This is a genomic window from Mycolicibacterium confluentis, assembly GCF_010729895.1.
In the GTDB taxonomy this organism is placed as follows: domain Bacteria; phylum Actinomycetota; class Actinomycetes; order Mycobacteriales; family Mycobacteriaceae; genus Mycobacterium; species Mycobacterium confluentis.
Genome location: NZ_AP022612.1, coordinates 863,798 through 885,777, shown reverse-complemented (window position 1 = coordinate 885,777; position 21,980 = coordinate 863,798). Strand labels below are relative to the sequence as shown.

Annotated in this window: 26 protein-coding genes; 15 read left to right on the top strand and 11 right to left on the bottom strand. The window is 68.6% G+C overall.

Translation table 11 applies throughout. The annotated features are described in order from the left end of the window. Window positions 1-29 precede the first annotated feature (29 nt). Window positions 30-419, bottom strand: coding sequence for a (deoxy)nucleoside triphosphate pyrophosphohydrolase (locus tag G6N34_RS04235; RefSeq protein ID WP_085153938.1), 390 nt, complete (start codon window positions 417-419; stop codon window positions 30-32). 2 nt (window positions 420-421) lie between these two features. Further along, the gene (locus G6N34_RS04230) at window positions 422-1,231 is read right to left on the bottom strand and encodes an alpha/beta fold hydrolase (RefSeq protein WP_234812998.1); all 810 of its coding nucleotides are present in this window, start codon (window positions 1,229-1,231) and stop codon (window positions 422-424) included. A 94-nt stretch (window positions 1,232-1,325) separates the two neighbouring features. Here G6N34_RS04230 and G6N34_RS04225 point away from each other — a divergent pair, with 94 nt between their 5' ends. After that, window positions 1,326-1,619, top strand: coding sequence for a 4a-hydroxytetrahydrobiopterin dehydratase (locus G6N34_RS04225; protein ID WP_085153934.1), 294 nt, complete (start codon window positions 1,326-1,328; stop codon window positions 1,617-1,619). On the opposite strand, the gene G6N34_RS04220 is transcribed toward G6N34_RS04225, so the two are convergent. Then, a complete protein-coding gene (locus tag G6N34_RS04220; RefSeq protein ID WP_085153932.1) occupies window positions 1,573-2,799 on the bottom strand; it encodes a mannosyltransferase in 1,227 nt (408 codons plus the stop codon). The two genes, G6N34_RS04225 and G6N34_RS04220, sit on opposite strands and share 47 nt — an antisense overlap. A gap of 130 nt (window positions 2,800-2,929) precedes the next feature. Here G6N34_RS04220 and G6N34_RS04215 point away from each other — a divergent pair, with 130 nt between their 5' ends. Together G6N34_RS04215 and G6N34_RS04210 are read left to right on the top strand one after the other, a co-directional pair. Continuing rightward, window positions 2,930-3,598 (top strand): hypothetical protein, encoded by a 669-nt coding sequence (locus G6N34_RS04215; protein ID WP_085153930.1) that lies wholly within the window; start codon window positions 2,930-2,932, stop codon window positions 3,596-3,598. 29 nt (window positions 3,599-3,627) lie between these two features. Further along, on the top strand, window positions 3,628-4,602 hold the full coding sequence (locus G6N34_RS04210) for an Rv1157c family protein (protein ID WP_085153928.1): 975 nt from the start codon (window positions 3,628-3,630) through the stop codon (window positions 4,600-4,602). A 92-nt stretch (window positions 4,603-4,694) separates the two neighbouring features. Here G6N34_RS04210 and G6N34_RS04205 read toward each other — a convergent pair whose 3' ends face one another. After that, the gene (locus G6N34_RS04205; protein WP_085153926.1) at window positions 4,695-5,282 is read right to left on the bottom strand and encodes an HhH-GPD-type base excision DNA repair protein; all 588 of its coding nucleotides are present in this window, start codon (window positions 5,280-5,282) and stop codon (window positions 4,695-4,697) included. 124 nt (window positions 5,283-5,406) lie between these two features. On the opposite strand from G6N34_RS04205, the gene G6N34_RS04200 reads away from it, so the two are divergent. From G6N34_RS04200 to G6N34_RS04160, 9 genes are all read left to right on the top strand, one after another. After that, complete coding sequence (locus tag G6N34_RS04200; protein WP_085153924.1) at window positions 5,407-5,709, top strand: DUF732 domain-containing protein; 303 nt, start codon at window positions 5,407-5,409, stop codon at window positions 5,707-5,709. Window positions 5,710-5,769: 60 nt separating this feature from the next. Continuing rightward, window positions 5,770-6,954 (top strand): sensor histidine kinase, encoded by a 1,185-nt coding sequence (locus G6N34_RS04195; RefSeq protein ID WP_085153922.1) that lies wholly within the window; start codon window positions 5,770-5,772, stop codon window positions 6,952-6,954. Further along, the gene (locus tag G6N34_RS04190) at window positions 6,951-7,718 is read left to right on the top strand and encodes a LytR/AlgR family response regulator transcription factor (protein ID WP_085153920.1); all 768 of its coding nucleotides are present in this window, start codon (window positions 6,951-6,953) and stop codon (window positions 7,716-7,718) included. The genes G6N34_RS04195 and G6N34_RS04190 overlap by 4 nt, the downstream gene beginning before the upstream one ends. Before the next feature lie 83 nt (window positions 7,719-7,801). Beyond that, complete coding sequence (locus tag G6N34_RS04185; protein ID WP_085154090.1) at window positions 7,802-8,131, top strand: hypothetical protein; 330 nt, start codon at window positions 7,802-7,804, stop codon at window positions 8,129-8,131. Next, window positions 8,128-9,822, top strand: coding sequence for a sodium/solute symporter (locus tag G6N34_RS04180; protein ID WP_085153918.1), 1,695 nt, complete (start codon window positions 8,128-8,130; stop codon window positions 9,820-9,822). The genes G6N34_RS04185 and G6N34_RS04180 overlap by 4 nt, the downstream gene beginning before the upstream one ends. Before the next feature lie 149 nt (window positions 9,823-9,971). Next, entirely contained in the window at window positions 9,972-10,313 is a 342-nt protein-coding gene (locus G6N34_RS04175) for a DUF485 domain-containing protein (protein WP_085154088.1), read from the top strand. Then, window positions 10,310-11,953, top strand: coding sequence for a monocarboxylic acid transporter (locus tag G6N34_RS04170; RefSeq protein ID WP_085153916.1), 1,644 nt, complete (start codon window positions 10,310-10,312; stop codon window positions 11,951-11,953). Before G6N34_RS04175 ends, G6N34_RS04170 begins: the two co-directional genes overlap by 4 nt. Window positions 11,954-12,074: 121 nt before the next feature. Beyond that, the gene (locus G6N34_RS04165) at window positions 12,075-13,286 is read left to right on the top strand and encodes an MFS transporter (protein WP_407663206.1); all 1,212 of its coding nucleotides are present in this window, start codon (window positions 12,075-12,077) and stop codon (window positions 13,284-13,286) included. A gap of 38 nt (window positions 13,287-13,324) precedes the next feature. Beyond that, window positions 13,325-14,638 (top strand): acyltransferase family protein, encoded by a 1,314-nt coding sequence (locus G6N34_RS04160; RefSeq protein ID WP_085153912.1) that lies wholly within the window; start codon window positions 13,325-13,327, stop codon window positions 14,636-14,638. Between the two features lie 32 nt (window positions 14,639-14,670). Here G6N34_RS04160 and G6N34_RS04155 read toward each other — a convergent pair whose 3' ends face one another. From G6N34_RS04155 to G6N34_RS04145, 3 genes are read right to left on the bottom strand one after another with little or no spacing between them, the layout of a single operon-like run. Next, a complete protein-coding gene (locus tag G6N34_RS04155) occupies window positions 14,671-14,907 on the bottom strand; it encodes a TetR/AcrR family transcriptional regulator (protein ID WP_085153910.1) in 237 nt (78 codons plus the stop codon). Between the two features lie 51 nt (window positions 14,908-14,958). Continuing rightward, window positions 14,959-15,132 (bottom strand): DUF5302 domain-containing protein, encoded by a 174-nt coding sequence (locus G6N34_RS04150; RefSeq protein ID WP_163645313.1) that lies wholly within the window; start codon window positions 15,130-15,132, stop codon window positions 14,959-14,961. A 15-nt stretch (window positions 15,133-15,147) separates the two neighbouring features. Beyond that, on the bottom strand, window positions 15,148-15,591 hold the full coding sequence (locus G6N34_RS04145) for a PPOX class F420-dependent oxidoreductase (protein WP_085153908.1): 444 nt from the start codon (window positions 15,589-15,591) through the stop codon (window positions 15,148-15,150). Between the two features lie 90 nt (window positions 15,592-15,681). Between G6N34_RS04145 and G6N34_RS04140 the strand changes: the two genes are divergently transcribed. Together G6N34_RS04140 and G6N34_RS04135 are read left to right on the top strand one after the other, a co-directional pair. After that, window positions 15,682-16,200 (top strand): DUF1697 domain-containing protein, encoded by a 519-nt coding sequence (locus tag G6N34_RS04140; RefSeq protein ID WP_085153906.1) that lies wholly within the window; start codon window positions 15,682-15,684, stop codon window positions 16,198-16,200. Window positions 16,201-16,247: 47 nt separating this feature from the next. After that, on the top strand, window positions 16,248-17,084 hold the full coding sequence (locus G6N34_RS04135) for a class I SAM-dependent methyltransferase (RefSeq protein ID WP_407663259.1): 837 nt from the start codon (window positions 16,248-16,250) through the stop codon (window positions 17,082-17,084). A gap of 8 nt (window positions 17,085-17,092) precedes the next feature. On the opposite strand, the gene G6N34_RS04130 is transcribed toward G6N34_RS04135, so the two are convergent. Further along, window positions 17,093-17,455, bottom strand: coding sequence for an Rv1152 family transcriptional regulator (locus tag G6N34_RS04130; protein WP_407663205.1), 363 nt, complete (start codon window positions 17,453-17,455; stop codon window positions 17,093-17,095). 37 nt (window positions 17,456-17,492) lie between these two features. Here G6N34_RS04130 and G6N34_RS04125 point away from each other — a divergent pair, with 37 nt between their 5' ends. Continuing rightward, a complete protein-coding gene (locus G6N34_RS04125; RefSeq protein WP_085153900.1) occupies window positions 17,493-18,221 on the top strand; it encodes an NAD-dependent deacylase in 729 nt (242 codons plus the stop codon). Here the strand turns inward: G6N34_RS04125 and G6N34_RS04120 are convergent. The 3 genes from G6N34_RS04120 to G6N34_RS04110 are packed head-to-tail and all read right to left on the bottom strand — an operon-like array spanning window position 18,208 to window position 21,820. Continuing rightward, window positions 18,208-18,837 (bottom strand): class I SAM-dependent methyltransferase, encoded by a 630-nt coding sequence (locus G6N34_RS04120; RefSeq protein ID WP_085153898.1) that lies wholly within the window; start codon window positions 18,835-18,837, stop codon window positions 18,208-18,210. The two genes, G6N34_RS04125 and G6N34_RS04120, sit on opposite strands and share 14 nt — an antisense overlap. After that, complete coding sequence (locus tag G6N34_RS04115; protein ID WP_085153896.1) at window positions 18,834-19,529, bottom strand: TetR/AcrR family transcriptional regulator; 696 nt, start codon at window positions 19,527-19,529, stop codon at window positions 18,834-18,836. Before G6N34_RS04115 ends, G6N34_RS04120 begins: the two co-directional genes overlap by 4 nt. Beyond that, window positions 19,529-21,820, bottom strand: a complete 2,292-nt coding sequence (locus tag G6N34_RS04110) for an MMPL family transporter (protein ID WP_085153894.1) — start codon at window positions 21,818-21,820, stop codon at window positions 19,529-19,531. The genes G6N34_RS04115 and G6N34_RS04110 overlap by 1 nt, the downstream gene beginning before the upstream one ends. Window positions 21,821-21,980: the final 160 nt, after the last annotated feature.

Below are 21,980 nucleotides of genomic sequence, written 5' to 3'. Positions count from 1 at the left end.
CAACGAAATCTTCCTTGTCTCGGCCGTGCCTACTCAGCCAGCGCCACCGTGAGATCCGGCAGCCACGCGGTGTCGGCGGGCACCCACGGCAGGTCGTGCAGTTCACCGCTGCGCACCCAGCGCAGTTCACGGTGATCGTGCGGGTGTGGGTCGCCGTCGGACAGGGTGACCAGGTAGGCGCGCAGCGTGGTGTTCTCGTTGAGCGGGACGTCGGCGCCCAAGCGCGCGCCGACGGTCACGTCGATCCCCAGTTCCTCGTGCAGTTCGCGGGCCAGGGCCTGCTCGTCGGACTCCCCGGGTGCCACCTTGCCGCCGGGCAGTTCCCACATCCCGGCCAGCGCGGGCGGTCGCTCCCGCTGCGCGACCAGCAGCGCACCGTCGGCGATGAGGGCGCCCGCGACGACCACTTGAATCGGCATGGTCACTGCTCGCTCAGGAAGGCCGTCAGGTGGTCACTGACCACGTCGGGCTCGGCGAGCCACGGCCAGTGGCCGACTCCCGGGACGATCCTGAGCTCGGCATGCGCGAACAGCTCCTGCTGGCGCCGCGCCTGGTCGATCGGGAGGTAGGCGTCGCCGTCCCCCCAGATGATCAGGACGTTGCCCGGAAAGTGTTTGAGTCGTTCCACGTACGGCCCGATCGCATCCCGTCCCGTCGCCCGGTAGAGCCGCACGACGGCGCGGTAGGTCTCGGGAACCGTTGCGTGCCGGGCGATCTCGTCGAGTGCCCGCGCCGGCACCTGCGGATCGGTGCGGCGCAGCAGGGCCGCGGTGGACCGCTCCCCCATAACGACGCGCATCACGTCGGCCAGAACCGGGGTGCGCCAGATCTTGGCGGCCGTGTGGTTGATGTCCACCGGCGTGTTGATCAGCGTGATGCTCGCGACGCGATCCAGGTGGTCGGCGGCCCAGGCCAGAGCCCATGGTCCGCCGAAGTCGTGCGCCACCAGATGCGCACGCGTGACACCGAGTTCGGTCAGCACGCCGTCGAGGTGACGCGCGTAGCCGTCGACGGTGTAGGGGAAGTCGGCCGGTTTGTCCGCGGCCCCGAACCCGGGCATCTCCGGCGCCACCGCGCGTGCGAACTCGGTGATCGGATTCATGAGCGCGGTCCACGGCGCGCCGGCGTTGTTGCCGTGGACGAACACCACGGCTTCGCCGGGAGCCTTCTCGTCACCTCCCACCAGCACAGGCGAACGGACGCCGGCAACGGTCACGACAGTGGACTCCACAGGGGAGCATTCTGACATCTTCGCCCGCGTCCGTGCGGAGGATCTTCACCTATGATCGGTCTACATGCTCTCAACTCGGTGAGGAGATCGAAGCATGTCTGTGTTGACCGATGAACAGGTGGACGCGGCCGCCGCGGAACTCGACGGGTGGAAGCGCTCTGACGGGTCGTTGCGACGGTCGATCACATTCGACACGTTCCTGGACGGCATCGACGCGGTGCGCCGCGTCGCCGAGCACGCCGAAGCGCAGGATCACCATCCCGATATCGACATCCGTTGGCGGACAGTCACATTCGCTCTGGTGACACATTCCGCGGGTGGGATCACGGAGAAGGACGTGGCTATGGCGCGCGATATCGACTCGATCGTCGGGCGCCCGGGCACCTGATCCGCAACGCCGCGATCCAGGCCAGCGTCGCGACAGCGGCGACGATGTAGATCAGCCCCGCCCACGCCAGCGGCCACGGCCGGCTGATGTCCCAGATGCTCGGTTGGGCGAAACCCAGCAGCCACGGCACGCCGACCAGGACCAGCACCAGCCAGCCCCAGCCGATCACGCGGGCCTCGCGCAGATATCGGTACGGCCCCTGGATCAACCAGATCATCAGCGGGATCAGCCACACCCAGTGGTGCGTCCACGAGATGGGTGACAGCAGCAGGCCGAACATCTGCACCACCAGGACCAGGCCCAGGCGGTCCTGCTCGCCCGGCGCGGTCTGCACCGCACGCCACGCCAACCAGGCCAACACGGCCGTCACCGCGATGGCCGCCACCACCAGTGAGTTGTACTCCGCGTCGTACCCGAGGATGCGCGAGATGCCGCCGCGCCACGACTGGTTGAACGACGTGCCGATCGGTCCCACGCGGTCGGCGTCGCCCAACAGATCGGTGAAGTAGTAGCGCGCCTGGTCCCCCACGACCAGCAACGACAGCGCGATGGTTCCGGCGAACACGACCGCCGAGAACACCGCCGCGCCCCACCGTCGAACTCCGACGAAGTACAGGCCGCCGATAGCGGGCGTCAGCTTGATGCCGGCAGCCAGTCCGAGCAGCAGACCCGACACCCACCATCTGGTGCTGTAGACCGCGAACAGCACCGCCAGCACGAGCAGGACGTTGACCTGGCCGTAGTCGAAGGTGCTGCGCATGGGTTCGGTCCAGATGCCCACCGCGGTCCACAGCATCGCGGTCCGCGTCCCACCGGTGATGCCGAGCAGACGCTGCGACAGACGCACCACGCCGTAGAGGGCGCCCATCACCCCGAGCGTCCAGAGCAGTGCCACCAGGCCGAACGGCAGCAGAGTCAACGGATAGAACAGCACGGCCGCGAACGGCGGGTAGGTGAAGGGCAGCGGGAAGTCCGGGGTCTGGTCGGCGTAGACGTAGCTGTACAGCGTGCCGGGCCGGTTCAGCGCCTCCGCGCCGCCGATGTAGACGTGCAGATCGACGAAGTTCGCGCCGGTGGGGACCAGGTAGGTCCAGGCCAGCCGCGCCACGACGCTGAGCACCAGCAGCACCGGGGCGTATCGCAGGGCCGTGTTCTTTGTGTCGATACGCGAAAGGTTAATGGGCGCGGCTTCCGGTCACCGTCGCCGCTCGCTTCGGTAACGGTCCCATAAATGCCACACGTGTCACTTGAGTACCACCAGTAACACCGTAGCTTCGGGTTCAGACCACTTACAAGGGATTGGAAGAGCCATGTCAGGGATCAGAAGCGTGTTGTCCACCTCCGCGATCATCGCCGGAGGCGGCCTTGCACTGTTGACCGGAGGAATCGCCAAGGCCGACCCGGCAGCACCCGCGGTCCCGGCACCCAGCGTGCCCGGGCTCAGCGTCGTCGAGCAGTTCGTCGACCCGTCCAAGGCACCCCAGCTGCTGCAGACCGCCGCGTCGATCCTGGGCGGCGCGCAGACCACCCCGGCCACGCCGGCCCTGCCGCTCACGCCGCCGCCGGTGGCCAGCGCGTCACTCAACGTGCCGCAGCCCACGCTGCCCGGCATGCCCGCCGCCCTGCCCGGCATGCCCGCCGCAACCCCGGCTGTGCCCGCCGCCCTGCCCGGCATGCCCGCCGCAACCCCGGTTGTGCCCGCCGCCCTGCCCGGTATGCCCGCCTTGACCCCCGCCGTGCCCGCCAGCGCGCCCGGCGCCGCGCAGCCCGCGGCTCAACTGACGCTGCCCCAGGTGCCCGGCCTGCCCGTGCCGCTGCCGCAGAACCTCACGCTGCCCACCGAGCTGACGTCGTTCCTGGGCGGCACGACCATGACGCCCGCGCAGGCGGCGGCGACCGCGGCTGGCGCACCGTCGGCCGCATACCCGGGAACCGAGCCGGCACTGCTGTCGCTGTTCCCCACCAACGCCCTGCCCTGATCGTCGCCCTTAACGTAAGGAGCATCCGCATGTCCCGGATCCTGCTGAGCAGCACGGCTTTCGTCGTCGGCTCGTCGGTCGCGATCGCGTTCGGTGGTGTGGCCGTCGCCGAACCGCCTGCGCCGGCGCCGCCGCCGATCGATGGCCTGCAGGCTCCGGGGCTGTCAGCGATGCAGAACCTGAGTCCGGCGATCCAACAGGCCGCCGGCGACCCTTCCAATGCCGCGTCGATGCTGATGGCAGCCGCACAGGCGTTCACCCAGAACACCGCTGCGGCCGACGATTCGCACCACCTCGCGGCCGCGGTCAGCCAGTTCGTGTCCGATCCTCCGACCTCGATCCCGGCACCGGTGGCCGCCACCGCGCATGTGCCGCCCGCCGGTGTGGTGCCCGGCGCCGAGGCGCACCTGCCGCCGGGGATCAATCCCGCGCATGCCGCGGGACCTGAGCCTGAGGCCGCTCCGCTTGCGGCGCCGGCACCGGCTCCCGAGGCCGCACCCGCCCCGGCGCCCGAGGCGGCGCCCGCACCAGAAGCGGCGCCCGCTCCCGACGCCGCCGTCCCCGGGCCCGCGCCCGCACCGGGTTTCGGGCCCGACACGCCGGTCACGCAGGACTTCATGTACCCGTCGATCGGCAATGGATGCCTGGCCGACGGCGGCAACTCGATCGCGACCGCGATCTCCGTGGCCGGTCCCGCGACCATCCCGCTGCCGGGGCCCGCCGCAGGGCAGACCGCCTACGTGTTCACGGCGGTCGGGACCTCGGCGCCTGCGGCCGAGCAGAAGCTGCCGCTCAACGTCACCTGGGTCAACCTGACGACCGGGAAGTCCGGCAGCGCAACGCTCAAGCCGCGCCCCGACATCAACCCCGAGGGGCCGACGACGCTGACCGCGATCGTCGACACCGGATCGGGCAGCATCATGTCGACGATCTTCGGGCAGGTCACCACGACCGAGAAGCAGTGCCAGTTCATGCCCACCATCGGTTCGTCCGTGGTGCCCTGAGCCCCTTCTTTCCCGCAAGCCCCCTTCTTTTCCCGCGAGCGCGCTGGGGGTGGGGGCATGGGGTGGGTGCAGGTGAAGCCTGCGGGTAAGGCTCAGCCCTTGGCGGCCTTGGCTTCCTTAGCTGCCGCCTTCATCTGCTTCTTGTAACTGCGGACCTTGCCCAGCGACTCGGCGTCACGCACGTCGGCGACCGACATGTGCACGCCATCCTTGCCGTAATCACCCGCGGCGGCCTGCCATCCCTCGGCGATCAGGCCGTACTGCTTGCCCAGCAGCGCGACGAAGATCTTGGCCTTCTGATCGCCGAACCCGGGCAGTCGCTTCATCCGCAGCAACACCTCGCGCCCGTTGGGGTTGCCCTCGGTCCACACCGCGGCGGCGTCGCCGTCGTACTCGTCGACGATGATGCGCGCCAGATCCTGCACGCGCTTGGCCATCGAGCCCGGAAACCGGTGCACCGCAGGCGTTTCAGCGAACAGTGCGGCGAACTTCTCCGGGTCGTACTCGGCGATCACACGGGCGTCGAGGCCGCCGAGGCGATCGGCGAGCTTCTTGGGCCCGGCGAACGCCACCTCCATCGGAATCTGTTGATCGAGAAGCATCCCGATCAGCAGCGCGAGCGGGCTGGATTCCAGCAGCGCGTCGGCGTCCGGGTCTTGAACCAGCTGCAAGGTGGGCACTGAGCCAGTTTAGGCCCGCTCGGTGCCGGCGATCAGCAAGGGCACCCAGGTCAGCCGGTTCAGACGCCGCTGTCGGCGGAGTATGCGAACGTAGACGCGATAACCCTGGATACGCCCATAGGAGATGGACATGAGACGCGTGGTGACACCTCTTGTCGCGGCCGCGGTCGCCGCGCTCGCCCTGGCCGGCACGGCGCAGGCGATTCCAGACCAGGGCACGCCGGGGTTCGATGAATACCTGCAGGGCCTGCAGCGCAACGGCTACAACCTCAACCCGGACACCGCGTGGCGTGTCGCCCATCAGGCGTGCATCGGCGGCATCCCGGGATACATCGGCATCGAACTGGCCGCGCAGGGTGTCATCGGCCCCGGAGCCCAGGACCGGGTCTTCGATGTGGCACGGAAGTACGCCTGCCCCGTCCAGTGACGGCAACACGTTCGCCATACCCGCAGCCTGGCCGCACGCTGAGTCGCTAGGGTCGGCAGCATGTCCGGCGAGATGGCGGCTGCGTTGGTCGCCGCACTGCTCGTCGTCGCCCTGCTCGCGGCGATCGCCGTGGTGCGCACCCGACGCGTCGTGGCGACCCCCACCGAGATCGCCGTGCACGCGGCCCTGCACACCGCCGCGCTGTCGGCAAGGGCCCTGCGCCAGGGCCTCGACGCGGAGTCGGCGCGCGACGCGGTGCCACACCTGCGGGAGCTGACCGGCGCTCAGGGCGTCGCCCTGTACGACGCCGAGGGTCACCTGCTGGCGCACGACCCCGACGACGCGCTCATGTGGACCACGCACATGCTCGCTGAATGCGCTCGCGCGGCGCGCACCGCGGCCGAGGACGGCAGGCGCGTGTTGGCCGGCACCAGTCCCGCGGTGATCGCCCAGCCTCTGCTGCCCGACGAACACGACGTGCTCGGCGTGCTGGTGGTCCTCACCCACGCCCGGCCCGGACCCGGAATGCTCGGCGCGGTCGGGGAAGTCGCCCGCTACGCGTCGAGCCAACTTGAACTCGCCGAACTCGACGCCTCCCGGGCCCGCCTGGACCGCGCCGAGGTGCTGGCGCTGCGCGCCCAGATCAGTCCGCACTTCGTCTACAACGCGCTCAACACGATCGCCTCGTTCGTCCGCACCGACCCCGACCGGGCCCGAGAGTTGATCCTCGACTTCGCCGATTTCACGCGGTACTCGTTCCGCGCCGCAGGTCCGTACACGCTGCTGTCCGACGAACTCAAGAACATCGACCGCTACGTGACGCTGGAACGCGCGCGATTCGGGTCCGCCCTGGACGTCAGGCTTCAGGTCGCCCCCGAGGTGCTGGGCGTGGTGGTGCCATTCCTGGCACTGCAGCCGTTGGTGGAGAACGCGATTCGGCACGGCCTGGCAGGCAGGCGCGACGGCGTCATCACCCTGACGGCACGCGACGAGGGCAACGACTGCGTCATCAGCGTCGAGGACGACGGCGTCGGCATGGACCCGGAGACCCTGCGCACCGCGCACGCCGACGCACTGGAACGGAACGACGCCGACGACTCCGCCAGTGTCGGCCTGGCCAATGTCGACCATCGCCTGCGCGCGGCCTTCGGCAACGACTACGGTCTGGTTGTCGAAACAGCGCTCGGGGCAGGCACAAAGGTGATCATGCGGGTACCCAAATTCGCGGCTGGAGTACGCGTATGACCAGCCCACTCACCGTGCTCGCGGTCGACGACGAGGCACCCGCACTCGACGAGTTGATCTATCTGCTGACCAACAACGAGTCCGTCGGCGAGGTGCACGGGGTCAGTGATGCCAACGCCGCACTGCGCGAACTGTCCGAGCACAGCATCGACGCGATCTTCCTCGACATCAACATGCCGGGCCTGTCGGGCCTGGAACTCGCCGCGGTGCTGGGCAACTTCTCCAACCCGCCCGCAGTCGTCTTCGTGACGGCGCACGAGGACAAGGCCGTCGCGGCTTTCGACGTCGGGGCCATCGACTACCTGCTGAAGCCACTGCGACGTGAGCGCCTCGACGAGGCCGTGCGCCGCGTCGTCGCCGCCCGAACCGCCGAACCGCAGACCGGCGGCGACGACGAAGTGGTGCCCGTCGAACTCGCCGGGATCACGTCCCTGGTGCGACGGGACACCATCGGCTGGGTCGAGGCCGACGGCGACTATGCGCGCCTGCATTCGTCGTCCGGATCGCATCTGGTCCGCATCCCCCTGTCCACCCTGGAAACCCGTTGGCGCAATTCGGGTTTCCAGCGTGTACACCGCTCCTATCTGGTGGCGCTCGGCATGGTCACCGGGTTGCGCAATACCGACAGCGGAGTACTGGTGCGCATTCGGGAGAACGGCGCCTCGCCCGCGGTCGAACTTCCGGTGAGTCGGAGACAGACCCGGGAACTGCGCGACCGACTGGTTCGTGAACCCATGCGCAGTTATCGCCCGGTCGAACCGTGAACCGCTCCGATCCTCCCCGCCGCGAACGCACCGATCCCCCACGCCGCGAACGCGTCGTACTCGCGCACCGGCGCGGTGCCCGCATGGTGCGCACGCGCGTCGAGGTCCAGGAACAGACCGAGGTCGGCGACGCCCTGGTCCGCGGCCTGGTGCGGGCCCAACTGGGCCTGGCACTGCGACTGGCCGCCGTCGTCGCCGGCATCGCGATCGCGATCCCCCTGATCGGCAACGCCTTTCCCGAAGTCGCCGCGCTGAGCGTGTTCGGCATCCAACTCAACTGGCTGGTGTTGGGCGTGGGCCTCTACCCGCTGTTCTACGGCCTCGGCCGCCTCTACGTACGCCTCGCCGAACAGTCCGAACGCGATTTCATGCGCATCGTGAACGAGGGCGGCCAGGAGGGCGAGGACCCGTGACCGCGGCCGCCCTGGTGCTCGCGGCTTTGGCGACGATCCTGGTCGGCGCCTACGGCGGTCGACTGTCCCGCACCACCTCAGACTTCCTGGTGGCCTCCCGCACCGTCGGGCCGCGCTGGAACGCCGCGGCCATCTCCGGTGAATACCTCTCGGCCGCATCATTTCTCGGCGTCGCCGGGCTGGTGGCCAAGTACGGCGCCGACGCGCTGTGGTATCCCGTTGGGTTTACCGCGGGCTATCTGGGGCTGCTGCTCTTCGCTTCCGCACCGCTGCGCCGCTCGGGTGCCTACACCGTGCCGGACTTCGCCGAGTTCCGCCTGGGATCAGCGCGGGTGCGCACCATCGCGATGCTCGTGGTCGTGGTGATCTGCGTGCTCTACCTGGTGCCGCAGTATCAGGGCGCGGGCCTGACACTGAAGATCCTTCTGGGCGTGCCGGTCTGGATCGGCCCGGTGGCCGTGGGGGCCATCGTGATCGCCAACGTCGTCGGCGGCGGCATGCGGTCCGTCACGTTCGTCCAGGCCTTCCAGTACTGGCTCAAGCTGACGGCCATCGCCATACCCGCACTGGCCCTGACGGCGCTGTTCCTCACCGACCGTCCCGCCCTTGGGGGTCCGCTGCCCCCTGTCGTCACCGAAGCGACGACGGTCGCGATCGAGACCGACGTCGTGGTGCAGGTCGCGCAACCCGAGGGTGTCTCGGTCGACGGCGCACCGCTGCACGGGCCGGGCCGTTACACGCTGCACACCGGCAGCACTCTGACCCTGGCGGCAGGCGCGGCCACCCCCGTCGTCGACGGCGCGCCCGTCAGCGGCGATCAGTGGCTCTCCTCAGGTTCCGGCCTGGGCGGCGAACATCCGCTCTACCAGGTGCTTTCGGTGATCGTGGCGACGTTCCTGGGCACCATGGGGCTGCCCCATGTGCTGGTGCGGTTCTACACCAATCCCGACGGTCGCGCGGCGCGGCGGACAGCGTTGGCGGTCATTGCGCTGCTGTCGCTGTTCTATCTGTTTCCGACGATCCTCGGGGTGTTCGCCCGCCTCCACGTGCCACAACTGCTGATCACCGGCACCGCCGACGCGGCCGTGCTGCTGCTGCCGGGAGCCGCGATCGGTGGACCGGTGGGCGCCGGGCTGGCGGCCCTGGTCGCGGCCGGGGCCATCGCGGCGTTCCTCGCCACCTCGTCGGGACTGCTGGTCAGCATCGCCGGCGCGCTGTCGACCGACGTGCTCAAGGGTCGGGTGCGCGACTTCCGGTTGGCCGCGGTCATCGGCGGACTCGTGCCGGTTCCCCTGGCGCTGGCCGCCACGTCGCTCGAGTTGTCCCGCAACGTCGGACTGGTGTTCGCGGTCGCGGCGTCGACACTGTGCCCGCTGTTGGTGCTGGGCATCTGGTGGCGCGGTCTGACGGCGGCGGGCGCGATCGCCGGCCTGGCCACCGGCGGCCTGCTGTCCGGCACGGCCGTCGCCCTGACCGTCACCGGTGTGATCGACACCGACCTCTTCTCCGGATGGCCCGCCGCCATCGTCGGATACCCGGCCGCCGTCACGGTCCCCATCGCGTTCGTGACGACGGTGGTGGTGAGCCGGCTGACGGCGGGCAGCGCACCGCGCGACGTCGCCCGGATCTTCGCGCGCATGCACGTCCCGGAACGCCTGGGCATGGGAATCGAGCGCGTTCCGCGCGGTTGACCCGTGACCGTTCAACGGTCACCGACAACCGTTCACCGCAGGACGGGCGAGCTTCGGCGAGCTGGGTCGCGTGAGCCCTTCGGATGTGATGTGAGTCTCAATACTCTGACCTCAGAGTGCAGCACCACATCGACGTCAGGAGACCCGCCGTGCCCACCACCGACAGTCCACCAGCGCCTACAAGCGCTCAGTTCCTTGAGACCCAGGCCAGTCCAGAGTTCCAGGAACTGCGGACTCGGCTGCGCCGCTTCGTGTTTCCGATGACCGCGTTCTTCCTGCTCTGGTACGCGCTCTACGTCGCATTGGGCGCCTTCGCCCATGACTTCATGGCCATCCGGGTGTTCGGCAACGTCAACCTCGGCCTGATCATCGGCCTGGGCCAGTTCCTGACGACGTTCCTCATCACGGGCCTCTACGTACGGTTCGCCAACCGTGAACTCGATCCCCGCGCGACCGCGATCCGCGAGGAACTGGAAGGCAGCGCACTGTGACCACCACTCTCCTTGCCGCCGACGCCGTGGGCAATCCCGTCGCCAACATCGCGATCTTCGGCGTGTTCGTCGCGGTCACCATGGTCGTGGTGATCCGCGCCAGCAAGCGCAACGCCACGGCCGACGAGTTCTTCACGGGCGGCCGCGGCTTCTCCGGACCGCAGAACGGCATCGCCATCGCAGGCGACTACCTCTCAGCGGCCAGCTTCCTGGGTATCGCGGGTGCCATCGCGGTGTACGGCTACGACGGCTTCCTCTACTCGATCGGCTTCCTGGTGGCCTGGCTCGTGGCCCTGCTGCTGGTGGCCGAACTGCTGCGCAACACCGGCAAATTCACCATGGCCGACGTGCTGAGCTTCCGACTCAAACAGAAGCCGGTCCGGTTGGCCGCGGCCACCTCGACGCTGACGGTGTCGCTGTTCTATCTGCTGGCCCAGATGGCCGGCGCCGGCGGCCTGGTGGCCCTGCTGCTCGACATCAACAGCCGCGCAGGGCAGTCCATCGTGATCGCCGTCGTCGGCATCCTGATGATCGTCTACGTCCTGGTGGGCGGCATGAAGGGCACCACATGGGTGCAGATCATCAAGGCCGTGCTGCTGATCGCCGGCGCCGGCCTGATGACGGTCATGGTGCTGAGCAGGTTCGGGCTCAACTTCTCCGAGATCCTCGGCAGCGCGCAGGCCGCGATCTCGGGGTCGACGACCCAGGGTGTCGCGAGTCGCGACGTGCTCGCCCCCGGCGCGCAGTACGGCGGATCGCTGACGTCGCAGATCAACTTCATCTCGCTGGCCCTGGCGCTGGTGCTGGGCACCGCGGGTCTGCCGCACGTGCTGATGCGCTTCTACACCGTGCCGACCGCCAAGGAGGCCCGCCGGTCCGTGGTCTGGGCCATCGCGCTGATCGGTGCGTTCTACCTGTTCACCCTGGTGCTCGGCTACGGCGCGGCGGCCCTGGTCGGCCCCGACCGCATCCTCGGCGCGGCGGGCGGCGTGAACTCCGCGGCGCCGCTGCTGGCCTTCGAACTCGGCGGCGTGGTGCTGCTCGGCATCATCTCGGCGGTCGCGTTCGCGACCATCCTCGCGGTGGTCGCGGGCCTGACCATCACGGCGTCGGCGTCCTTCGCCCACGACGTGTACGCCAGCGTCTGGCGAAGCCGGCACGGCGAAAACACTGTCACCGAGGACGAGCAGGTGCGCGTCTCTCGCATCACCGCGGTGGTGCTCGGCGTGTTCGCGATCGGGTTGGGCATCCTGGCCAACGGGCAGAACATCGCATTCCTGGTGGCGCTGGCGTTCGCGGTGGCCGCGGCGGCCAACCTGCCGACCATCGTCTACTCGCTGTACTGGAAGCGGTTCAACACCCGGGGTGCATTGTGGAGCATGTACGGCGGTCTGATCTCGACCATCGTGCTCATCGTGTTCTCGCCCGCGGTGTCGGGCACCAAGACCTCGATGATCGCCAACGCGGACTTCGCGTGGTTCCCGCTGGCCAATCCCGGCATCATCTCGATCCCGCTGGCGTTCATCCTGGGCATCGTCGGGACGCTGACGTCCCCCGACACCGGTGACACCGAGAAGAACGCCGAGATGGAGGTCCGGTCGCTGACCGGCGTGGGCGCCGAGAAGGCGGTCGCGCACTAGCCCCACCCGCAGCGCCGAGCAGACGCAGAATCGCATGAAATCGAGGTGATCGATGCGAGTCTGCGTCTGCTCGCGGTATGGGGGCGGGAATCGGGGAGGTGCCTGCGGAGTTGAGGTCTGGGTGACCCAGACTCGTCAGGTGCTCGACGTGACCAACCCGCCCCGAAACCGCTTCGGCATCGCACTGTTGGGTTACGCATTCGCCGCCATCATGGTCGGCACCACGATGCCGACGCCGATGTACGCGCTCTACGCCGAGCGCATGCACTTCTCGGTGCTGACCACGACGGTCATCTACGCCACGTACGTGGTGGGCGTGCTCGCTGCGCTGCTGCTGTTCGGTCGGTGGTCCGACGCGATCGGCCGGCGCCCCGTGCTCCTGGCCGGCGCAGCCTCCGCATTGGCCAGCGCCGCAGTCTTCCTGGTCGCCGATTCCATTCCGGTCCTGCTGATCGCCCGCGTGTTGTCGGGACTGTCAGCGGGCGTGTTCACCGGGACCGCGACCGCCGCGATCATCGAGGCCGCACCGCCGGCGTGGCGTGGCCGCGCCGCCGCAATCGCGACCGTCGCCAACATGGGTGGGCTCGGGCTGGGACCACTGGTCGCCGGCGTGCTGGTGCAGTACGCACCGCATCCCCTGCAGTTGAGCTTCCTCGTCCACATCGCGCTGACCGTACTCGCGGTGGTGGCCGTGCTGGCGGCGCCGGAGACCTCGGCCCGCGCCGGACGCATCGGCGTGCAGCGCCTGTCGGTGCCACCGCAGACCCGTGCGGTGTTCGCGGTCGCGTCCACCGCGGCGTTCGCGGGCTTCGCCGTCACAGGGTTGTTCGCAGCGGTGGCACCGTCGTTCGTCTCGGGCCTGTTGGGCATCGACAATCTCGCCGTGGCGGGCGCGGCGGCCAGTGTGGTGTTCGCGGGATCCGCGGGGGCGCAGCTGTTCGCGGGCCGGATTCCACCGGCGCGGGCCGTCGCGCTGGGCTGCGCGATCCTGGTGGTCGCGATGCTCATGCTCGCGGTGTCCCTGCACGCCGCGTCGCTGCCGTGGCTGATCGTGTCGGCGGTGATCGCCGGCGCCGGTCAGGGCATCAGCTTCGCGCGCGGTCTGGCCGCGGTGTCCGAGCGCACCCCCGCCGAGCGGCGCGCCGAGGTCAGCTCGACGTACTTCGTGGTCGCCTACGTGGCGATCTCCATTCCGGTGATCGGCGTCGGCCTGGCCGCCCAGACCTGGGGCCTGAAGACCGCGGGCGAGACGTTCTCCATCGCGGTCGCGGTGCTTTCGGCGCTGTGCCTGGTCGCGGTGCTGCTGCAGGAGCGCAGGCAACCGCAGAATTAGTGACTTCTACCTAGGCGGAGGCGGCTTAGGTTTCTCCTATGCCTTTTCCGACGCCCGCGCAGGTTGCCGAGCAGACCCCGGCCGACCGTGACCGTGCCATCGACGTCATCCGCATCTCCGCGCTGGTCGGCGTGGTCGCAGGCCACACCGTGATGGCCACCAGCACCATCCGCGACGACGTCTTCATCTGGGACAACCTGCTCACCACGTCGGTCGTCTTCCAGGCGTTGACCTGGGTCCTGCAGATCATGCCGCTGTTCTTCTTCGCCGGCGCGGCCGCCAGCGCCACCTCGTGGAAACCGGGCATCTCGTGGGGCGGATGGCTGATGAAGCGCTGCACCAGGCTGTTCCGGCCGGTGTTCTGGTACCTGGCCTTCTGGGCCGTCACGCTGGTGGCGCTGCAGCGCATACTGCCCGTGCACGTCTACGAGCCGATCGCCGGGATCAGCGTCCAACTGCTGTGGTTCCTGGGCGCCTACGTGCTGATGCTGGCTGCGATGCCGCTGCTGCACCGGATCAGCACCGTCGGTCACCTGCTCGTCGGCGTCGTCGGCGTCTACGCCCTGGTCGCGGCCGTCGACGCCGTCCGCCTGCACGACACCGAACTGGCGCTGCTGGGCTACGTCAACATGGCCGTGTGGCTGGTTCCCGGCATGTTCGGTGTGGCGTATCGCCGCCGCCTGCTCGACGGGGCCGCCGCGCTGTGGGTGGGACTGGGCATGTTCGCCGTCAACGTGGGGTTTCTGGTGTTCGGGCCCTACGAGTTGAGCCTGGTCGGCATCGAGGGTCAACGCCTGGCGAATATGACGCCGCCGTCGCTGCTGCTGGCCGGGCACGCAATCATGATGTGCGCGTTCGCGATCGCCGCGGCGCCGGCGATCAATCGGTGGGCGCAGCGGCCCCGGGTGTGGTGGCTGGCCGCGATCGGCAACTCGGGGGCGATGACGCTGTACCTCTGGCACATGCCCGCCCTGCTGCTGATGCACCTGGCCTTCGACTATGCCGGCCTGGACCGCTATCCGGGTCAGCCGAACTTCCTGGCACTCAGCGTGATTCAACTGCTCATGATGCTCGCGGTGGTCGGTGCGCTGTTCGTGGCGCTGCGGCCACTCGAGAACAATCCGTTGCCCGGATGGGACGGCGCGATCGCCGTGTCGCCCGGACCGCGCAGTGCCGCGGTGGGCGCGCTGCTGTGCGTGGCCGGTGCCGCGACTCTCGCGGCCGTGAAGTGGGGCCTGAAGGACGACGGCATCGCGTGTGTCGCGGTCATGCTGGCCGCGCTGATCGCGGCCCGGGTGCTCAGCCGCGCTGCCGCCGACACGACCGCCACGGCCCACCCCGCCGCGCACTGACCACCCTCCCGCCCACCTCTGAGTGACCTCGCTCAGGGGTGGGCATTCGGCGCTTGAGTGACCCTGCGGGCCGCGTCGTCGAGCACGGCGATGACACGGGCGCGCATATCGGCGATACCCGACCCCATGACCTCTTCGATCAGGTCATCGCGGGACGCGTAGTGGTAGTAGATCGTCGGCGGCCGCAGTTGCGCGTAGGCCGCGACGTCGACCAGACGAAATCTGGCGCAGCCTTCCCGGCTGAGGATGTGTGCAGCCGCGTCAAGGATGCGCTGACAGGTTCGCCGCGGCCTTGGACATCGTTGTCGTCGAACGTTGAGTTACCCGCTCTTGCGCCGGAATTCGCGACGGCCCTCAACCGGGCCATGAGCCCTGGGCTGCTTGGCACCGCCGTCTGCGTGGGATGTCCCGGCCGCGGACTTGGCGTTCTTGCGCTCCAATGCCTCCCGGAACTTCTTCTTGCTCTCGTCCTCAGGAGTCTCGTCCTTGCCCATGACGGCAGCCTACCGTCAGCGCTTGCCCGGAGGGCTGCCATATAGGTGCGAAATCGGCATCGTCAGCACCACACGCCGATCGGTGACCATCGCCTGCCGATACTCGTCCCAGTCCGGATGCTCGCCCGCGATGTTGCGATACAACTCGACGAGCGCCTCGACAGTGTCGTCGTGCGGGTCGGCGGCCGGGGCAGTGAGGCTCGCGGTGCCCTCGGCGACCGCATAAGACCACCCGTCGTCGGAACTGACGAGGATGGACGCGCGGGGGTCCCGGCGCAGGTTGCGGGTCTTGGCGCGCGGTTCGGTGATGGACACCTGGATCGCGACCTCACGCGGATCGAAGTGGTAGGAGACGTTGGACAACTGCGGACGGCCATCTCGCTTGAGTGTGGCCAGCACGCCCAGAGAGTTGCCGCGGATGACGGCCAGGAGCTTGTCGTCGAATACCTGCCGAGTCATCTTGTGAGCCTACTGACCGGGCCCACTCGTGCCTACCATCGAAATCATGACTGTGACCGCCGACGGGCCAAGGCTTTCGGGATCCCTCCGATGACTCGATACGTGGCCTTCCTGCGCGGGGTGAACGTCGGCGGGGTGAACCTGAAGATGGCCGATGTGGCCAAGGCCTTCACCGACGCCGGGTTCAGCAACGTCAAGACCGTGCTGGCCAGCGGCAACGTCCTGTTCGACGCCAAAGCCAAGGTCGACACGGTGCGCAGGAACGCAGAAAAGGCACTGCGCGAGAAGTTCGGTTACGACGCGTGGGTGCTGGCCTACGACATCGACACGGTCGCGGCGATCGACGACGCCTTCCCGTTCGAACGCGAGGTCGAGGGCCATCACTCATACGTCACGTTCGTCACCGACCCCGAGGTGCTCGACGAACTGGCCGCGCTGCCCGCGGGCCCGGAGGAGAGGATCGCGCGCGGAGTCGGCGTCCTCTACTGGCAGGTGCCGCGCGCCGGCACGCTGGACTCCACGATCGGCAAGACCATGGGAAAGAAGCGCTACAAGTCGTCGACCACCACCCGAAACCTGCGCACGCTGGAGAAAGTGCTGCGCCGGTAAGGTCGAACTCGATGACTGCCTCACCTGACGACGCCCTCGAGAACGACCTGGAGAACCACACGGCCGCCAAGCACAAGGCCGAACTGACCGGGGTCTCCGAGACCGCGCTGATGACGCTCTACAGCCGAGCGCGCGAGGCCGGCAGGGCCGACGCGACGATCTCTGATCCGATGGCCATCCGCCTCGTCGATTCGATCGACTACGACTTCACCAGGTTCGGCTCGACGCGTCAGGACATGGCCGTGCGGTCCAAGACCTTCGATCTGCACACCTCGCAGTACCTGCGCAGCCATCCCGAGGCCACCGTCGTCGCGCTGGCCGAGGGTCTGCAGACCAGTTTCTGGCGGCTGGACGCGGTCCTTCCCGAGCCTCGATTCCGTTGGCTCACGGTTGATCTGCCGCCCGTCGTGGACATCCGGCGCGCACTGCTGCCGGAGTCGCCGCGCATCGAGTACCGCGCGCAGTCCGCGCTGGACTACAGCTGGATGGACGCCGTTGACACCTCGCACGGGGTCATCATCACGGCCGAGGGGCTGCTGATGTACCTGCAGCCCGAGGAGGCGTTCGCCCTGATCGGCGAATGCGCCGCGCGCTTCCCGGGCGGCCGCATGATGTTCGACCTGACGCCGAAGTGGTTCGCCGGGCTCGCGCAGCGGGGCCGGCTGCGTCCGTCCCGCCGGTACACCGTGCCGACCATGCCGTTCGCACTGACGCCCGACGAGGCGGTGGCCCAGCTCAGTGCCATTCCCGGCGTTGCGGCCGTGCACGACGTCCCGCTCGAATCCGGCCGAGGTTGGCTGTTCAACCACGCCATCGAGCTGCTGTACGCGACCAGCCTGCTGAATTCGGTCCGCGGGACCACAGCGCTGCTCAAGTTCGGCTGAGCCGAGCGTCAGGCGAAGGCGGCCTCGACGTAGCGCAGCGCCGCGGCCCGATCCACCCCGAGCGCCTGTGCGGCCTGCACGTAGGTGTGCGCCGCCGCGGCCATCGCCGCATCCGCCGGATCTGCCCGCGCCACGAAAGTGCCGAAGCGCCCCCGCGTTTCGAGCATTCCCGAGGCCTCCAGCTCGCGGTAGGCCCGCGCCACGGTGTTGACCGCCAGGCTCAGCTTCCCCGCCAGTTCGCGCACCGTCGGCAGCCGAGTACCGGGCGGAAGACTTCCGTCCCGAACCGCCTCGATGATCTGGCTACGCAACTGGTCGAACAGCGGCTTCGGCGCGTTCGGATCAACCTGCACCCACTCCCCCAACTCCACGTGTCCCAGTATCCATCAGGTCCGTTATTTTGGTGGGGTGCGCATTGTGGTCCTCAGCGGCGCGGGCATCTCCGCAGAAAGCGGCGTGCCCACCTTTCGCGACGACAAGAACGGCCTGTGGGCACGCTTCGATCCCTACGAACTGTCCAGCACGCAGGGCTGGCAGGACCACCCCGAGCGTGTCTGGGCGTGGTACCTGTGGCGCCACCACCTGGTCCAGCGCGTCGACCCCAACGACGGGCATCGCACCGTGGCCGAGTGGGAGAAGATCACCGGCATCGAGGACGTCACGGTGGTCACGCAGAACGTCGACAACCTGCACGAGCGCGCGGGCAGCAGCGCGGTGCACCACCTGCACGGCAGCCTGTTCGAATTCCGTTGTGACAACTGCGATTCCGCGTACGCCGGCGAACTGCCCGAGATGCTGGAGCCCGAACTGGAGGCCGAACCGCCGCAGTGCACCTGCGGCGGGCTGATCCGCCCGGACATCGTGTGGTTCGGCGAGCAGTTGCCCGAGCGTCCCTGGCAGGCCTCGGTCGACGCCGTGCAGCGCGCGGATCTGCTGATCGTGGTGGGGACCTCAGGCATCGTCTACCCGGCCGCGGGCCTGCCGGAGATGGCGTTGGCGCAGGGCACCGTGGTGGTGGAGATCAACCCTGAGGAGACCCCGCTGTCCTCCTCGGCGACCCTGGCGGTCCGACAGAGCGCCAGCGACGCCCTACCGCACCTGTTGCAGCAGCTTCCCTCGCTGCTCAAGCGGGTTTGACGGCGCGGCCCAACGCGAACTCCGCAACGGGCAGCGGCAGCCAGCGCGGCAGCGTCCACTGCCTGCGCGCGACGTCGATCGCGAACCCGACCTCGGTCAGTCCGCGTTCGGTCTCCCGGTGGGTGTGGCACCCTCCGAACAGCCGCGGCCACACCGTGGCGTCGGCCGCGCCCTGCAGCCGTCCGCGCCATCCGGCGCTCGCGACGTGCTCGAGGTAGCGCAGTTGGCCGCCGGGCTTCAGCACCGAGAAGAGTTGACGCAGCACCGGCGCAGGCTCGTCGACCGTGCACAGCACCAGTGAGCACACCACGGCGTCGAACGGTTCGGCGTCGGCGAACTCCTCCACGGTCTGCCCCGTGACCGTCACCGGGACAGGCGCGGACGCGGCGGCCGCCTGCGCGTGCCGCAGCAGCAGAGCCTCGGGTTCGACGGCGACGACCTGGCTGACCTGGGACGGATAGTGCGCGAAGTTCGTACCGGTGCCCGCGCCCACCTCGAGCACCCGCCCGGACAGCCCCGCCAGGTTCTCGCGGCGCAGCCTGGTCAACTCCTCGGTCTCATGGGCCGACATCACGGTCCAGACCCGGGCGAAGAACGGGTTCGACACCTCGCTCATTGACGCACTCCCTTGTTCTCGATCACCCAATCCAGGGTGTCCTGCACCGTGGCCTCGGTGCCGATCAATCCGATCACGATCTGTCCAGTGCAGAACGCCCGCATGACGTTGTCGGCGAACTCCAGTGGTTCACCAAACGGCAGGTATGGCTTGGCGACCAGCAGCGCCGCCACCCCATGGGCAGTCGACCACAGCTGGAGGGTGACGGCCGTGGCGTCCCCGGGCGGATAGATGCCCTCGGTCATCAACGCCTGCACCGTCTCCCGCAGGTGCACGAACGCCGACGACGCCAACGTGGCGTCCACGTCGCTGCCGGGACGGCCTTCTCCCATCGTGGCGATGCGGTACAACTCCGGGGTGTCGATGGCGAATCGGACGTAGGCCAGGCCCTGTGCGCGCAGCACGTCCAGCGTGGTCGACTGCCCCTCGGCCGCCTGCTTCATCTTCGTGTGCAGGCGCTCGTAGTAGCGCGCGCACACCGCGTCCAGCAGCGCGTCCTTGTCGGTGAAGTGCAGATAGATCGACGGCGGTGTGACGCCGACGCGTTCGGCCACCGAGCGGATCGACACCTCTTTGACACTGCCGGTCTCCAGGAGCAGATCGGTTGCCGCATCGAGGATCTCGTCGTGCAACTGCTCTCCGGATCCGCGTGGGGCCCGCTGTCGACGTTCCCCCAACGACCGTGGGTTCATCAACCGGTCTCCGTCGCGACCCTGGCGCCTGCCTGCGTGTCCGCACCCGGATGGGCGCCGGCGGCACCGGATTCACTGATCCCGATCCGTTCATGCAGGCGCACCAGGGGTTTGGGCGCCCACCAGTTCCACCTGCCGAGCACGTGCATGAAGGCCGGGACCAGCACCATGCGAACCAGCGTCGCGTCCACCAGCACGGCCAGCGTCAGCCCCAGGCCGAACATTCGCATGAACGACACCTGCGCGGCGATCAGCGCCGCAAACGAGATCGACATGACCAGTGCCGCGGCAGTGATCACCCGCCCGGTGCGGGCCAGCCCCAGGGCGACGGCCTCGTCATTGTCGGCACGGGTCTTACCCCCTGCCAGCCAGAACTCGCGGATTCGGGAGACCAGGAAGACCTCGTAGTCCATCGACAGGCCGAACGCGATGCAGAACAGCAGCACCGGCATGTTGGCGACCAGCGTCCCGGTGGGCGTGGTCCCGAACGCACCGAGGTGCCCGTCCTGGAAGATCCAGACCAGCGCGCCGAAGGCTGCGGTGAGTGAAAGCACGTTCAGCACAAGAGCTTTCAACGGCAGGATCACGCTGCCGGTCAACAGGAACAGCAGGATGAAGGTGATCACCGCGATCACGCCGAGCACGAGCGGCAGCCGGGAGGTGATGGCGTCGACGCTGTCACGGTTGATCTGCGCGAGACCGGTCAGTTGGACGTCACGATCGCCCGGGCCCGCAACGCCGTGCAGCGCATCGAGTTGCCTCTCCGAGGCGTCGGAGAACAGCGCGGTGTCGCTGCCGACGGTCAGGAACGCGCTGCCGTCAGCGATTCCGGTGGCGCCGGCGGGTGGCCCGACTCGGTCGCCGTCGACGAACGTACCGGTCGGCGCCGTCACCGCGGACACGTCGGCCACTTTGGACAGGTCGGCGGCGTACCGGTCGAAGTCCGCGGGCGTCAACCCGTCGGCGTCGGGGACGACGACGGTCACGGCGGTGTTGGAGTTGTCGGCGAACTCGGTGCGCAGCTGATCGCCGAGCTGGTGCGCCGAGGCACTCGTCGGCAGGACGCGGTCGTCCGGGAATCCCCACTTGATCCCCAGGAATGGGGTGCCCAGTACCAGCAGCAGGATGACTCCGGCCAGGCCGATGGGCACGGCCCGGCGCATGACGGCCTTGGTCGAGCGGTACCAGAACAGCTGCTCGACGGGTTTGGGCTGCGGTTCGGGCCGTCCGGTGAGCCTGCGCGCAAGCCTGCGCACATTGAACGCGTCGAGGCGAGGGCCCAGCAGCACGATCGCCGCGGGGGTGATGATCACGGCCGCGAACGACGCGAACGCCACCGTCGCGATGCCCGCATAGGCGAAGGACTTCAGGAAGTACATCGGGAACAGGATCATCGCGACCATCGACAGCGCCACCGTCGTGGCGGAGAACAGCACTGTGCGGCCCGCGGTGACCATGGTGCGCACCAGGGCCTCATCACGGCTGGAGCCCTGCGCCAGTTCGTCGCGGTAGCGGCTGATGATCAGCAGCGTGTAGTCGATTGCGAGCGCCAACCCCAACGCGGTGGAGAGGTTGAGGGCAAAGATCGACACGTCGGTCGCGAAGGTGATCAATCGGAGCACCGACATGGCACCCACGATCGCCAGTGCGCCAACCGCCATGGGTAGCGCCGCCGCCAGCAGTCCGCCGAACACCCACACCAGCACCAGGAAGCTCAGCGGAATGGCGATCGACTCCATGAGCAGCAGATCGTGTTCGGACTGCTTCGAGATCTGCGAGTAGACCAGGGCCTGCCCACCGGTGACGATCGTGACGCCCACATGCTTGGCCGGGATCGTCTCGGTGACCGAGTCCACGACTTCTTGGGCGTACTTCTGGGCCTTGCTCTCACCGCCGCTCACTCCGGCGACGATCAGGCCGGTCTTGCCGTCGCGGCTGATCAGCTCGGCGGCGGCCGCCGGAGGTGCGGTCCAGGCCGAGGTGACGCTCGCGATGTGTTCGGAGCTCTTGATCTGGTCGATGATGTCGCGTGCGGCGTCGGTGGCCTCGACGCTCTTGACACCCTCAGGCGCGGTGACGGCGAAGACCAGTTGCATATCGCCCTGGTCGAACTTGTCGGCGAGCAGCTCGGAGGCCCGGGTGGACTGCGATCCCGGGTCCTGGAATCCGCCCGCGGACAGGCTCTTGGCCACCGGGAGACCGAACGCCGCGCAGGCGATCATGGTCAGCACCGCCAGCGCGATGATGCGACGCGGCGCCGCGATGGCCAGCCGCGCGATCCGTTGCAGCACGTTCGTCCCCCCTCACCGATGGCCGTCTGCCACCGCCCTCGATTCAAGCCGCGAATCGGCACGAACTTATCAACGTTAAGTTATCGCGGTCAATGCCTGAACGACGCCGGTCGAACACGTCGCACGGTGGTCACGTCGTGCGGTTCCCCATCGTTCACTC

Bases quoted from the DNA above. Each gene is read 5' to 3' on its own strand.
- G6N34_RS04235 (WP_085153938.1), bottom strand. From the start codon at position 419: ATGCCGATTCAAGTGGTCGTCGCGGGCGCCCTCATCGCCGACGGTGCG.
- G6N34_RS04225 (WP_085153934.1), top strand. From the start codon at position 1,326: ATGTCTGTGTTGACCGATGAACAGGTGGACGCGGCCGCCGCGGAACTC.
- G6N34_RS04215 (WP_085153930.1), top strand. From the start codon at position 2,930: ATGTCAGGGATCAGAAGCGTGTTGTCCACCTCCGCGATCATCGCCGGA.
- G6N34_RS04210 (WP_085153928.1), top strand. From the start codon at position 3,628: ATGTCCCGGATCCTGCTGAGCAGCACGGCTTTCGTCGTCGGCTCGTCG.
- G6N34_RS04200 (WP_085153924.1), top strand. From the start codon at position 5,407: ATGGACATGAGACGCGTGGTGACACCTCTTGTCGCGGCCGCGGTCGCC.
- G6N34_RS04195 (WP_085153922.1), top strand. From the start codon at position 5,770: ATGTCCGGCGAGATGGCGGCTGCGTTGGTCGCCGCACTGCTCGTCGTC.
- G6N34_RS04190 (WP_085153920.1), top strand. From the start codon at position 6,951: ATGACCAGCCCACTCACCGTGCTCGCGGTCGACGACGAGGCACCCGCA.
- G6N34_RS04185 (WP_085154090.1), top strand. From the start codon at position 7,802: ATGGTGCGCACGCGCGTCGAGGTCCAGGAACAGACCGAGGTCGGCGAC.
- G6N34_RS04160 (WP_085153912.1), top strand. From the start codon at position 13,325: ATGCCTTTTCCGACGCCCGCGCAGGTTGCCGAGCAGACCCCGGCCGAC.
- G6N34_RS04150 (WP_163645313.1), bottom strand. From the start codon at position 15,132: ATGGGCAAGGACGAGACTCCTGAGGACGAGAGCAAGAAGAAGTTCCGG.
- G6N34_RS04145 (WP_085153908.1), bottom strand. From the start codon at position 15,591: ATGACTCGGCAGGTATTCGACGACAAGCTCCTGGCCGTCATCCGCGGC.
- G6N34_RS04140 (WP_085153906.1), top strand. From the start codon at position 15,682: ATGACTCGATACGTGGCCTTCCTGCGCGGGGTGAACGTCGGCGGGGTG.
- G6N34_RS04120 (WP_085153898.1), bottom strand. From the start codon at position 18,837: ATGAGCGAGGTGTCGAACCCGTTCTTCGCCCGGGTCTGGACCGTGATG.
- G6N34_RS04115 (WP_085153896.1), bottom strand. From the start codon at position 19,529: ATGAACCCACGGTCGTTGGGGGAACGTCGACAGCGGGCCCCACGCGGA.